At 68.5% G+C, this 13,199-nt stretch carries 12 protein-coding genes; 9 read left to right on the forward strand and 3 right to left on the reverse strand.

The genetic code is table 11. From position 1 onward, the window contains the following. Positions 1-19: 19 nt before the first annotated feature. From HWX22_RS14060 to HWX22_RS14080, 5 genes are all read left to right on the forward strand, one after another. Complete coding sequence (locus HWX22_RS14060; RefSeq protein ID WP_059820403.1) at positions 20-736, forward strand: FadR/GntR family transcriptional regulator; 717 nt, start codon at positions 20-22, stop codon at positions 734-736. Between the two features lie 224 nt (positions 737-960). Further along, positions 961-2,586: a phospholipase D family protein gene (locus tag HWX22_RS14065; protein ID WP_175915850.1), complete on the forward strand. Its 1,626-nt coding sequence runs from the start codon at positions 961-963 to the stop codon at positions 2,584-2,586. 253 nt (positions 2,587-2,839) lie between these two features. Then, on the forward strand, positions 2,840-3,613 hold the full coding sequence (locus HWX22_RS14070) for a class II aldolase/adducin family protein (protein ID WP_175915851.1): 774 nt from the start codon (positions 2,840-2,842) through the stop codon (positions 3,611-3,613). Between the two features lie 363 nt (positions 3,614-3,976). Then, the gene (locus HWX22_RS14075) at positions 3,977-4,411 is read left to right on the forward strand and encodes a CHRD domain-containing protein (RefSeq protein WP_059701698.1); all 435 of its coding nucleotides are present in this window, start codon (positions 3,977-3,979) and stop codon (positions 4,409-4,411) included. A gap of 103 nt (positions 4,412-4,514) precedes the next feature. Continuing rightward, a complete protein-coding gene (locus HWX22_RS14080) occupies positions 4,515-5,477 on the forward strand; it encodes an alpha/beta hydrolase (protein WP_175915852.1) in 963 nt (320 codons plus the stop codon). Here HWX22_RS14080 and HWX22_RS14085 read toward each other — a convergent pair. Then, complete coding sequence (locus HWX22_RS14085; protein ID WP_059528235.1) at positions 5,447-6,289, reverse strand: EcsC family protein; 843 nt, start codon at positions 6,287-6,289, stop codon at positions 5,447-5,449. The two genes, HWX22_RS14080 and HWX22_RS14085, sit on opposite strands and share 31 nt — an antisense overlap. Positions 6,290-6,396: 107 nt before the next feature. On the opposite strand from HWX22_RS14085, the gene HWX22_RS14090 reads away from it, so the two are divergent. After that, on the forward strand, positions 6,397-7,992 hold the full coding sequence (locus HWX22_RS14090) for an MDR family MFS transporter (protein ID WP_175915853.1): 1,596 nt from the start codon (positions 6,397-6,399) through the stop codon (positions 7,990-7,992). A gap of 34 nt (positions 7,993-8,026) precedes the next feature. Next, complete coding sequence (locus HWX22_RS14095; protein ID WP_175910642.1) at positions 8,027-8,473, forward strand: MarR family transcriptional regulator; 447 nt, start codon at positions 8,027-8,029, stop codon at positions 8,471-8,473. A gap of 121 nt (positions 8,474-8,594) precedes the next feature. Here HWX22_RS14095 and HWX22_RS14100 read toward each other — a convergent pair whose 3' ends face one another. After that, positions 8,595-9,176, reverse strand: a complete 582-nt coding sequence (locus tag HWX22_RS14100) for a DJ-1/PfpI family protein (protein WP_014896064.1) — start codon at positions 9,174-9,176, stop codon at positions 8,595-8,597. 163 nt (positions 9,177-9,339) lie between these two features. Beyond that, complete coding sequence (locus HWX22_RS14105; protein WP_175915854.1) at positions 9,340-10,620, reverse strand: amino acid deaminase; 1,281 nt, start codon at positions 10,618-10,620, stop codon at positions 9,340-9,342. 119 nt (positions 10,621-10,739) lie between these two features. Between HWX22_RS14105 and HWX22_RS14110 the strand changes: the two genes are divergently transcribed. Both HWX22_RS14110 and HWX22_RS14115 read left to right on the forward strand, forming a co-directional pair. Then, positions 10,740-11,672 (forward strand): MurR/RpiR family transcriptional regulator, encoded by a 933-nt coding sequence (locus HWX22_RS14110; protein WP_059528223.1) that lies wholly within the window; start codon positions 10,740-10,742, stop codon positions 11,670-11,672. A gap of 2 nt (positions 11,673-11,674) precedes the next feature. After that, positions 11,675-13,156 (forward strand): D-aminoacylase, encoded by a 1,482-nt coding sequence (locus HWX22_RS14115; RefSeq protein WP_175915855.1) that lies wholly within the window; start codon positions 11,675-11,677, stop codon positions 13,154-13,156. The last annotated feature ends 43 nt before the right edge of the window (positions 13,157-13,199 follow it).

Here is a 13,199-nt window from a genome sequence, read left to right on the forward strand (position 1 = left end):
ATTCGATGGGGAGACGGCAATGGCGGCGATGACGGCACGGGGCCGGACCGAAGTGGTAATGCGCAAGATCGAGACGGCGCTGCTCGACGGCACTTGGCCGGCCGGGGCGCGGCTGCCGGCCGAGCGCTTGCTCGCGCAACAGTACGGCGTGGCGCGCAATACGGTGCGCGAGGCGACGCAGCGGCTCGTCGCGCGCGGGCTGCTGCAGAGCCGGCGCGGCGCGGGCGTGTACGTGACGGACCAGTTGCGCGCGGGCATCGCGTCGCCGTGGGGCCAACTGGTCGCCGACCACCCGGCGCTGCGCGACGACATACTCGAATTCCGTCGCGTGCTCGAAGGCGCGACCGCGTATTTCGCCGCGCTGCGCGCAGATGCGAACGATCGGCGCCGGATCCGGACGCTGCTGCGCGAGCTCGAGACCGCATACGCGAACGACGACGCGGCCGTCGAGGCATCGACCGACGCGAAGTTGCACGAGGCGATCGCGCAGGCGTCGCACAACACGATGTTCCTGCACCTGCACACGAGCGTGATCGGGATGCTGCGCGAGCACATCTCGATCAACGTCGCGGGGATGACGACGCACGACGAGCAGGCGTCAGAACTGCTGTTGCAGCAGCACCGGGTAGTTTGCGAGGCGATCTGCGCACACCGGCCCGAGGAGGCGCGCACCGCGATGCAGACCCATATCGACTACGTGCGCAGCCACTTCGAGCGAAGCGGCGATACGCCGTGAGATTGGTTGGACCATGGGTGCCGCGTGCCCGTCTGGCGGCCCAGCCGCAGGCTGCCGTTCCCGGACGCCCGCGCCGGCCGCGCGCGAGCGGTTCACGGCGCCGCATGCGCGAGCCACGCGATTGACCGGTTCATCGGGCGCCCACTAGAATCGATTGGAACCACCCGTCAGCCGCACGCCGCGGCGATTGCGGACCTGTTGATCCGCCTGTCGAGGAAGTTTCCGTGCTCATGTCTTTGATCCGGCGCGCGCCGGCCGCGCTCTCATGGCGCGCCGCCTGCCGCCCGGCCCGCGCGCTCGCCGTCTGCGCGCTGCTGTCGCTGGTCGCCGCCTGCGCGACGCATCCGCCCGCCACCACGCTCGATCGCCCCGTCTCGCACGCATTGCCGACCGATGCCGCGACGCCGCTGCGCAATGCGCTGGCCGCGCCGGAAGCCGCGCACCCGGGGCAATCGGGCTTCCGGCTGCTGCCCGACGGCGCGACCGCGCTGCAGATGCGCATCGCGCTCGCGCGCGCGGCGACGAAGACGCTCGACATGCAGTACTACATCGCGACCGAGGACACGACCGGCAAGCTGCTGCTCGGCGCGGCGCTGTATGCGGCCGATCGCGGCGTGCGTGTGCGGATGCTGGTCGACGACCTGAATTTCCGCGACATCGACCGCGTCATGGCCGCGCTGAATACGCATCCGAAGGTCGAGATTCGCGTGTTCAACCCGTTCGGTGCGTCGCGGTACGGGATGGTCGAGCGCACGGCCAACTCCCTGACGCGGCTCGATAGCTTTACGCGGCGGATGCACAACAAGGCGATGATCGCGGACAACCAGATCGCGATCGTCGGCGGCCGTAATCTCGGCGACGAATACTTCAGCGCGAGCCCGACGCTGCAGTTCCGCGATCTCGACGTGCTCGCGGCCGGCCCCGTGACGAACGACATCTCGACGAGCTTCGACGACTACTGGGCAAGCGCGAGCAGCTATCCGCTGCGGGTGCTGAATCATCAGAAGTTTGATCCGAAGGATCTCGACGCGATGCGCGACGAGTTGCGCGACCACTGGCGCAAGAACGCCGACCCGTACAATGCGAAGCCGCTGAACGCGACGCCGCTCGCGCAGCAGATCGCGCGCGACGAGCTCGAGCTGGTGTGGGCGCCGGCCGAGTTCAAGGTCGACGCACCGGACAAGGTCATGCGGCCGACCGGCGCGTACGTGAGCCCGCCGATGCAGCGCCTCGTCGAACTGACGCGCGACGCGCAGCAGGAATTCCTCGCGTTTTCGCCGTACTTCGTGCCGCACGACGCGGGCGTGAAGATCCTCGGCGACACGGCCGCGCGCGGCGTGCGCGTCGCGATCCTGACCAATTCGCTCGCCGCGACCGACGCAGTCGCCGTGCAGGCCGGCTATGCGCCGTACCGCGTGCCGTTGCTGCAGCACGGCGTCGAACTGTACGAATTCAAGGCGCGGCCGAACCCGCCGCGCGCGGGCCTGTTCGGCTCACGCTCGCGTGCGAGCCTGCATGCGAAGGCGTACGTGATCGACCGCAAGGTCCTCGTGATCGGTTCGCTGAACCTCGATCCGCGTTCGGCGTACCTGAATACGGAACTCGCGCTCGTGATCCACAGCCCGACGATCGCGCAGCAGGCCGCGGCGATCTTCGCGCGCGTGACGCAGCCCGACGAAAGCTACCGCGTGAGCCTCGCGACGCCGCCGGGCGGCGGCACGCCCGAACTCGAGTGGACCGGCACCGACAACGGCGAGCCGGCCACCTATCACGTCGATCCGCATGCGGGGCTGATGCGCAACCTGATGACCGGCCTCTTCATGCTGCTGCCGGTCGAAGACCAGTTGTAAGGGCCGGAACGGCTCGGGCCAAACCCGCGATACCGGTGCGCGGGGAAAGGTGATATGGTTGTGCGCGCAACGATATGAGTATCGTGACGGGTGCCGCCGGACGGCTCGCGCAACGCGGGCCGCAGCGATGCCGAACGACGCGCTGCACGCGCCTGCGCACCGCGCGCGCCTGCGCACCGCGCGCGCCGCCAGGAGACGAGGGACGATGCGCGAGCCGCCCGCGCGGCCGCCCCGCCCGCAACCGGAGTGCCTCATGCAACGTGTACCGAACCAGCCGTTCACGCGTCCCGCCCGCTTCTCCGAAGCCGAATGGCAGGCGCGCGTGCAGCTCGCGGCTGCCTACCGGATCTTCGACCATCTCGGCTGGACCGAGCTGATCTACAACCATATCTCGCTGCGCGTGCCGGGCGAGGACGGCCATTTCCTGATCAATCCGTTCGGGCTCCATTACCGCGAGGTATGCGCGTCGAACCTCGTGAAGATCGACATCGACGGCAATGTGATCGGCCATTCCGACTGGCCGATCAATCCGGCCGGCTTCACGTTCCACAGCGCGATCCATGCGGCGCTGCCCGACGCGCACTGCGTGATGCACGTGCACACGACGCCGACGATGGCCGTGTGCTGCTCGCGCGACGGGCTGTCGTTCTCGAACTTCTATTCGGCGCAGTTGTACGGGAAGATCGCGTATCACGATTTCGAGGGCATCACGGTGCACCTCGACGAAGGGCGGCGCATCGTCGAGAGCGCCGACGGGCGGCCGGTGCTGCTGCTGCGCAACCACGGGCCCGTGACGATCGGCGCGACGCTCGCGCAGACCTTCTCGTTGATGTGGCTGCTCAATCGCGCGTGCGAGGTGCAGGTCGCGACCCATGCGATCGGCGACGCGCTGCCGATTGCGCTGCCGGTGCTCGAGGGCTGCGTGCGCGACTCGCTGAACTTCGATCCGAAGCACGGCGCGGGGCAGGACGCATTCGACGCGTTGCAGCGCATCGTCGATCGGATCGATCCGGGCTATCGCGCGTGAGGGCGCGGGGTCGGCGCGACGTCGGACCCGATCGCCGCGGCGACAATCGATTCGTGATGCTTGACGGCCCGCGAAGCGGAATTTGCTCGACGCAGGCGTGCATGCCGCCCGGGCACGGGCAAAAAAAACGCGGCCGGATGGCCGCGTGAATACTCGCAGACTCCTTCGGACGAAGGAAACAAGCAACTGTGAGACGAAGTGTAGCGAAAGGCCGCGCGCGGATTCAGGGCTCCCGCTGCAAAGGTCTCTTCCAGGTTCCGTCAGGCTGGCGAGCGACGCAGCGGTGCCGGATCGGCGACGATCGACTACCATCATGGAACGTCCCCCGTCCGGGTGGCGTACCCCGTCGTACAAGGAGGATTCATGCCGAAGCTGCGTTTGCTCCAGGTGGCGTTGCTCGCGGGCGTCCTGGCCGCCGGCAGCGCCGCCGCCGAAACGGTGCGCCTGTCCGCCAATCTGCAGCCGTCGAGCGAAGTGCCGCCCACCGCGACCAAGGGCGCCGGCGCCGTCGCTGCGACCTACGACACGGCCACCCACATGCTGCAGTGGACGGTGACGTACGAACATCTCACGGGGCCGGCCACCGCCGCGCATTTCCACGGGCCCGCGCCGGTCGGCCAGAACGCCGGCGTGCAGGTGCCGATTCCGAAGGACGCGCTCGCGAGCCCGATCAAGGGTTCGAAGGAACTCACGGACTCGCAGGTGACCGACCTGATGGCCGGCAAGTGGTACTTCAACGTGCACACGAAGGAGCATCCGTCCGGCGAGATCCGCGGCCAGATGATGCCGGCGAGCTGAGGCCGGCGAGCCGCGCGCCGGCGTTTGATATAGAGGCTCCCGTCGAGCGGCGCGGTGACGATCGCACGTACCATCGTCACACTGCGACGATGGAGTGTGTTGGATGAGTTGGCAAAGCAAGTTCGCGTGCTGGCTGCTGCGCTGGCAGTTTCGTCCCGAGACCACGCGCCCGGTGCTCGACCCTGCCCGCGCGCGGCGCTTTACCGATCTGAGGATGATCGTGCCGCGTCGCGCACCGTCGGGCTACCGGCTGCGCGAATGCTACGGTCCCGGCGACGCGCCGCTGCGGGGCGAATGGCTCGAACGCACCGATGCGGCCGCCGCTCGTGGGCCCGGCCGCACGCTGCTGTACTTCCACGGCGGCGGCTACTACTTCTGTTCGACGAAAACCCATCGGCCGCTCGTGTTCGGCCTCACGAAGCGCGCGGGCGTGCGCTCGTTCTCGCTCGACTACCGGCTCGCGCCCGAGAACCGCTTCCCGGCCGCGCTCGACGACGCGCTGGCCGCGTACCGGCAATTGCTCGCGCTCGGCACGCCGCCCGAGTCGATCGTGTTCGGCGGCGATTCGGCGGGCGGCGGCCTCGCGCTCGCGACGCTCGTCGCGCTGCGCGATCGCGGCGAGCCGTTGCCGGCCGGCGCGATCCTGTTCTCGCCGTGGACCGACCTGGCCGGCACCGGCGACACGATGCGCAGCAACGACGGCCGCGACCCGATGTTCGCGGCCGCGGCGCTGCCGAAGGCGGCGAAGCTGTATCTGGGAGACGAATCGGCGACGCATCCGTACGCGTCGCCGCTCTATGCGGATCTCACCGGGCTGCCGCCGCTCTTCATCCAGGCCGGCAGCACCGAGGTGCTCCTCGACGATTCGCGCCGCGTCGCCGACAACGCGAAGGCGGCCGGCGTGCCGGTGGAGATCGAGGTGTGGCCCGACATGCCGCACGTGTGGCAGCTCTACACGCCGATGGTGCCGGAGTCGCGCGACGCGCTCGACCGTGCGGCCGCATTCCTGCGCCGCGTCGCAGTCGAGCGGGCGGTTCAGCGCGTGGGCGAGCCGTCGATCGCCTGATACGCGGCCTTGACGGCGACCGGGCCGTACTTGCGTTCGAGCCGGCGCACGGTGAAGTGGCCGTGCGCCATCTGCTGGAAGTGGTCGATGAACAGCGTGTTGACGGTCGCCCCGAGCACCGCGCCGATCGCCGGGATCGACTTCGCGGCCATCTGCTCGGTGACCTGCACCGAGAAACGTGATGCCACCGTCTGCACGAGCTTGAACACCGCCGCCGAGCTGTGCGCGGTGATCCCTTTCGTCGTGATGTCCGACGACGCCTTCGAAATCGCCTGCGCGAGCGCGCCACGCAGCACGAAATAGCCGAGATCGGCGTCCTCTTCCCGCTTGTCCGCGTTGCCGCCCATGCCGAGCACGGCCAGGCACTGCAACTGCGTATCCACCGAGCCCAGGTCCTCGCCCTCGCTGCGCGCGATGTCGCACACCGAGCGGAAGATCAGCGTAGTCGTCACCGGCAGCTCGACCGGCAGCGCGAGAAAGCCGAACGCGCCGCCCGCCGCGCCGGTCGTCGCGACCGCGAGCTTGTGCAGCAGGTTGCTCGGCTTGTCCGGCTCGGCATCGGGCGTCTGCGGCTTGCCGAGCGTGCGCAGCGCGATGTTCAGGCACTTGCGCAGCGCCAGCTGCGTCGCATCGTTGATCTTGCCGGTCGCGAAGTCGGGCAACCGCGCGATCATCTTCTCGACCGGCGCGCCCAGCACGCCCGTCAGCTTCATCGTCAGCGACGGGCTTTCCAGCACCTGCTTCGCGCGCCGCAATGCGTCCTGGTCTTCCGGCGACAGCGTCGCGGCAGGCGTGATTGAAATCGGTTCCATCTTTCTCCCTGGCGGCCATCGGCCCCAAATCCGTCGCCAGCCTAGATTACTCCGGCGTGCTAGAATTTTGAGATTGTTTGACTCGTCAAAAGTTGCATCAACAAAAAATGGCCGTCCATACTGCCGCCCACCATTCGAGCGGGCAAGTCCTGCCGTTCCGCGAATCGCTGCTGGCGATGCTCGGGATTTCGTTCGTTACCATGCTCGTCGCGCTCGACCAGACGGTCGTCGGCACCGCGTTGCCGACCATCGTCGCCGAGCTCAAGGGGTTCGACCTGTATGCGTGGGTCGCGACCTCGTACCTGCTCAGTTCCGTGATCACCGTGCCGATCTTCGGCCGCCTCGGCGATTATTACGGCCGCAAGCCGTTCGTGATCGCGTCGATCGTCGTGTTCACCGCCGCGTCGGTGCTGTGCGGGATGGCCAACGACATGCTGTACCTGGTGCTCGCGCGCGGCCTGCAGGGGATCGGCGGCGGGATGCTGGTCGGCACCGCGTTCGCGAGCGTTCCCGACCTGTTCCCCGATTCCGTCGTGCGGCTGCGCTGGCAGGTGCTGATGAGCTCGGCGTTCGGCATCGCGAACGCGGTCGGGCCGTCGCTCGGCGGGATCCTGACACAGTCGTTCGGCTGGCGCTCGGTGTTCTACGTGAATCTGCCGGTCGGCCTGCTGTCGCTGTTCTTCGTGTGGCGCTACCTGCCGCATCTGCGCCATGTCGAGCACGACCGCAAGATGCGGCTCGACTGGCCCGGCGCGCTGCTGATTGCGCTGTCGCTCGGCGCGCTGCAGCTGTTCGTCGAATGGCTGCCGAAGTACGGCGTCATGAGCTGGGCGTCGCTGCTGCTGATCGTCGCGGTCGGCGCCGGCGTCGGCTTGTGGCATTGGGAAAAGCGCTGCGCGCAGCCGATTCTGCCGTTCGACATGTTCGGCAACCGCGCGCTGTCGGCGCTGTTCGTGCTCGCGATCCTCGCCGGCTTCTCGATGTTCTCGCTGCTGTTCTACGCGCCGCTGCTGTTCCAGGGCGGCTTCGGCATGTCGCCGAAGGAGGCGGGGCTCGTGATCACGCCGCTCGTCGTGTTCATCACGATCGGCAGCATCATGAACGGCCGCGTCGTCACGCGCATCCGCAATCCGAATACGATGCTGCACGTCGGTTTCGTGCTGTTCGCGATCGCATGCGCAGGCATCGTCGTGTCGACGCACACGACGCCGACCTGGGTGCTGATGGCGCTGATGGTCGCCGGCGGCATTGGCCTCGGCTTCGTGCTGCCGAACCTCACCGTGTTCGCGCAGCAGACGGCCGGCCGCGAGCACCTCGGCATCGCGACGGCGCTGCTGCAGTCGCTGCGGATGGTCGGCGGGATGATCGGCACCGCGCTGACGGGCACGCTGGTCAACCAGATGTATTCGAGCGGCGTGCGCGATGCGTTGTCGGGCGACCACGCGCTGCAGTGGCACGCGCAACTCGCCGATCCGCAGATCCTGATCGACCGCGCCGCGCAGGTCGGTCTCGTCGCGGAGCTGACGCGCGCCGGGCATAATGGCGCGCTGCTGCTGGAAGCGGCCCGCGAATCGCTGGTCGGCGCGATTCACCTGGGGGTCGCGATGGCGGCCGTCGTCGCCGTGGTGTCGGTGTGGCAGTGTCGCCGCGTGCCGCCGATCGCGCTACGGCACAAGATCGAACCGCATGTCGCGGCCGATTGAACGATTCACCGATTGAACGAGTAGGCATCAGCGCATGGAAGAACAGGACCGCGTCGCGATCTTGCAGCAATTCGGACGCACGTATCGCGCGTTCTTGAGCGCGTTCGAAACGCACGTCGGGCAGCCGATGCCGCGCTGGCGCATCATGGTCGCGCTGCACACGATGGGCGGGCATTCGTCGCAGAAGAAGCTCGTCGAGGTGCTGCGCATCGATCCGGGCGCGCTCACGCGCCAGCTGAAATCGCTCGACGCGCTCGGCTGGATCGAGCGCGCGTCCGACGCCCGCGACAACCGCGTGACCAACGTCACGCTGACCGAAGACGGCCGCGCCGCGTTCGACGCGTGCCTGCCGCGCCGCAAGGCATTTCTCGACCAGACGATGGCGCAACTGCCGGACGACGTGCTGACCGCGCTGTCGGGTGCGCTGGCGATGCTGGAGTCGCGGATCGCGGAAGTCGGCTCGACGCCGGCGCAGCACTGAAGGGCAGGGCGCAAGCGGCACGACGGGGCGCGCCCCCGTCGACCGGTCCTGATCGGCGCGGCATGCGGGTCGCGCGAACCCGCCGCCGGCCGGCGTTTCACGTCATTTCATTCAGCTTCGTTCACAGCTCGATGCGCGTGCCCAGCAGCGCGAGGAACTGCGCGAGCCATGCCGGATGCGCGGGCCACGCGGGCGCGGTGACGAACGGCGCGTCGGTCACGGCCGCATCGACCGGGATGTCCGCGTATTCGCCGCCCGCGAGCTTCACTTCGGGCGCGCAGGCCGGGTAGGCCGAGATGCGCTTGCCGCGGATCACGTCGGCGGCCGCGAGCAGTTGCGCCGCATGGCAGATCGCGGCGATCGGCTTGCCGGCTTCGGCGAACGCGCGCACCAGCGCGATCACCTTCGCATCCAGACGCAGGTATTCGGGCGCGCGGCCGCCCGCGATCGCGAGCGCGTCGTAGGCCGACGCATCGACGTCGTCGAACGTCGCGTTCAGCGTGAAGTTGTGGCCGGGCTTTTCGGTGTAGGTCTGGTCACCCTCGAAATCGTGGATCGCGGTCTTGACCTTGTCGCCCGCGCGCTTGCCCGGGCAGACTGCATCGACGTGATGGCCGACGGCCTGCAGCGCCTGGAACGGCACCATCGTTTCGTAGTCTTCGGCGAAATCGCCGGTCAGGAACAGGATCTTCTTCGCGGCCATGGCTTTCTCCATTGAACAGCGTTGAGGGTCCGTTCGCGCCGCATGCGGCAGACGGCGCTGCGGCGGCGAAGCGGCCCCGAGGACGAAAGCGCAGTGTACTCCGGCCGCTTGAAGCGCGCGTGACGGCCGCCCCGCGCGGCGGCGGGGCGGGGCGCGCGGGGCGTCAGAAGAAGGTTTCGACGACTTCCGTCACACGGAACTGCGGATCGAGGACGAGCAGCTGGCGCCACTTGTCGAACGTCAGGCACGGGTGCGAGATGTCGAATGCGACCATGTCGCCGACCTTCACGTCCGCGCCCGGCGGGATCTGCAGGTACGCGTGCTGGTCCATCATCCCGGTGACGGCCCAGCCTTCGCTCGCGGCGACATCGCGCGGCGCGCTGTCGCGGCCCGGGCGGAAGTGGCGCGCCGGCTCGGGCAGGCCCGCGTCGAACGCCGCGTCGCGCTTGCCGAGCGCGATGATCGCGCGATCCTGCTCCGGCACCGACTGCACGTACGCCCACAGCTGCAGCGCCGGCAGCAGCCCTTCGCCCATCCTGCGGGCGATCGGGTTGCGCGCGAACACGTCGGTCTGCGCCTTCTTGTATATGCCGACGTCGTGCGTCAGGTAGCAGCCCGGACGCAGCACGACTTCCGCGAAACCGGCGTCGGACGCCTTCGCGAATTCCTCCGCGACCACGTCGTACCACGCCGAGCCGGCGCCCGACAGGATCGCCGGCGTGCGCGCGAAACGGCCGGCTTCGGCCAGCTCACGCGTGAGCGCGACCGCGTCCTGCAGGAACGTGCGGATCTCGCCTTCCTCCTTCAGCACGCCTTCGTAGAGTTCGATGCCGGCCAGCTTCAGCGTGTCCGGATAGCGCGCGATCGCGTCGAGCACGGCCTGGCGTTGCGAGGCGTCGCGCACACCCGCGCGGCCGCCCGGCACGCCGAGCTCGAGCAGGACGTTCAGCGTTTTCTTCGCGTCGCCGAAGAAGCGGCCGAGCTGGTCGACGCTGTCGGCCGAATCGACGAGGCAGAAGAATTCGAACTCGGGATCGGACAGCAGCTGCGCGATGATCGCCATGTTCTGGCGGCCGACCAGCTGGTTCGCGAGCAGCACGCGCCGCACGCCGCCGTGATACGCGGCCTGCGTCTGGTGCGCGGTCGCGAGCGTGATGCCCCATGCGCCGGCGTCGAGCTGGCGGCGGAACAGTTGCGGCGCCATCGTCGTCTTGCCGTGCGGCGCGAACTTCACGCCGTATTGCTGGACGAACGCCTGCATCCAGTTCAGATTGTGTTCGATGCGATCCGCGTACAGCACGGCGGCCGGCAGGCTGACGTCTTCCGCGAGCAGGTTCCACTCGAGGCGGCCCGCGTCGTCGAGCGGCACGCTCGCGCTCGGCAGGTTGCCGAGCCCCTTGCCCAACGGATTGATTGTCGGTTCCTGATAGTTTGTAACTTTCATGTCATCCCGCTCCATCATCACTATGCATTGCACTGAAGTTGACACGCAGATGGTACAGAAAGTAGCATCGGCGCGGTTATGTTATTTAGTAACATGAGACGCCAGATCCTTTTCAGCAGATGAATTCGTCCGCCACTCCGTCCGCTCCGTTCGCAGCCGAATCGGCTTCGGTCGCCCAGCCGGTCCTCGACATCGTCGCGCGGATCGCCGAATGCGCGCCCGAGTTGCGCGAGGCCGAACGCAAGGTTGCCGCATTCATCCTCGCTGATCTCGCGCGCGCCGCGCATGCGAGCATCGGTGCGCTCGCGCGCGACGCGGGGGTCAGCGTCGCGACGGTCACGCGTTTCGCGAAGGCCGTCGGCTGCCGCGACGTGCGCGAACTGAAGGTGCTCGTCGCGCAGGCGGCGGCCGTCGGCCAGCGCTTTTTCGTGCCGGCCGACGAGCATCCCGAAGAAGACGCGAGCCCCGCATCGGTCGTCTACGACGAAATCCGCGTGGCGCTCGCGCACAATCACCAGCTGCTGCGCAACACGTCGTTCGACGCGGCGGCTGACCTGCTCGCCGGCGCGAAGATGATCTACGTGTACGGGCAGGGCGGCGGCTCGACCGCGCTCGCCGACGAATTGCGCTTCCGGCTCGTGCGCTTCGGCCGGCCGGTCGCGAGCTACCAGGACAGCCTGCTGCAGCGGATGGTGGCGGCGACGCTGTCGCGCGATGCCGTGGTCGTCGCGCTGTCGGTGAGCGGGCGCGTGCCCGAGCTGCTCGAGAGCTGCCGTCTCGCGAAGCGCTACGGCGCGAAGTTGATCGCGATCACCGCGCCGGCCTCGCCGCTCGCGAAGCTTGCCGACCATCTGATCCCGGTCGTCGCGTTCGAAACCGATTTCATTTACAAGCCTTCGACGTCGCGCTACGCGATGATGATGGCGATCGACGTGCTCGTCACCGGAGTCGCATTGCGGCTCGGCGATGCGGGCCGAGAATCGCTGCGCCGCATCAAGCATGCGCTCGATGCGCATCGCGGCGGCGGAGACCGTCAACCGGTAGGAGACTGACCATGCATTCGCATCCCGAAGCCGCCGATACGCTGATCGTCGGCGCGCAGCTGTACGACGGCACCGGCGCGCCGCCCGTCACGCGCGACGTCGCGATCCGCAACGGCGTGATCGCGGCGATCGGCAATCTGTCGAACTGGCTCGCCGAGACCGTCGTCGATGCGAACGGCCGCGCGCTCGCGCCGGGCTTCGTCGACGTGCACACGCACGACGACACGCACGTGATCCGCGCGCCGGAGATGCTGCCGAAGATCTCGCAGGGCGTGACGACCGTGATCGTCGGCAATTGCGGGATCAGCGCGTCGCCGGTGACGCTCGCGGGCGATCCGCCGGACCCGATGAACCTGCTCGGCGATCGCGACGCGTTCCGCTATCCGACCTTCGCCGCCTATGTCGCGGCCGTCAACGACGCGCGTCCGGCCGTCAACGTCGCGGCGCTCGTCGGGCACACCGCGCTGCGCAACAACCAGATGGACCGCCTCGACCGCGCGGCGACCGACGGCGAAATCGCCGGAATGCGCACGCAGCTCGAGGAGGCGCTCGCGAACGGCGCGCTCGGGCTGTCGTCGGGCCTCGCATACGGCTCCGCGTTCGCGGCGCCGGCCGAGGAGGTGATGGCGCTCGCCGAACCGCTCGCGAATGCGGGCGCGCTGTACACGACGCACATGCGCACCGAGTTCGACGCGATCCTCGACGCGATGGACGAGGCTTATCGCGTCGGCCGTCACGCGCAGGTGCCGGTCGTGATCTCGCACCTGAAATGCGCGGGCCCGTCGAACTGGGGGCGCAGCACCGAGGTGCTCGCGTCGCTCGAAGGCGCGCGCCGCTACCAGCCGGTCGGCTGCGACTGCTATCCGTACAGCCGCAGTTCGTCGACGCTAGACCTGAAGCAGGTGACGGGCGACATCGACGTCACGATCACATGGTCGGAGCCGCATCCGGAAGTTGCGGGCAAGCTGCTGAAGGCGATCGCGGCCGACTGGAGCGTGACCGAGCAGGAGGCCGCGCAGCGGATCCGCCCGGCCGGCGCCGTGTATCACAACATGTCCGAGGACGACGTGCGGCGGATCCTGTCGCACCCGGCGACGATGGTCGGCTCGGACGGCCTGCCGAACGATCCGCTGCCGCACCCGCGGCTGTGGGGCGCATTCCCGCGCGTGCTCGGCCATTACGTGCGCGACACGAACCTGCTGCCGCTCGAGGAAGCGATTCGCAAGATGACGTCGCTTTCCGCGCGCCGCTACGGGATCGCACGGCGCGGCGAAGTGCACGTCGGCTACCACGCGGATCTCGTGCTGTTCGATCCGGCGCGCGTGATCGATGCCGCGACGTTCGAGAAGCCGCAGCAGCCCGCGCACGGGATCGATGCGGTGTGGGTGAACGGCGTGCTGACCTACGAGAACGGCCAGCCGACCGGCGCGCGCGCCGGTGGTTTCGTCGCGCGCGGCGAGCGCGTGCCGGCGAGTGCCGACGCCGCGTTCTGAACGCGGTCCCGATCCGATTTGCCGCGTGCGCCATGTCGGCGCG

The sequence above is a fragment of the Burkholderia sp. BCC1638 genome (assembly GCF_902833195.1).
Taxonomy (GTDB): Bacteria; Pseudomonadota; Gammaproteobacteria; order Burkholderiales; family Burkholderiaceae; genus Burkholderia; species Burkholderia diffusa.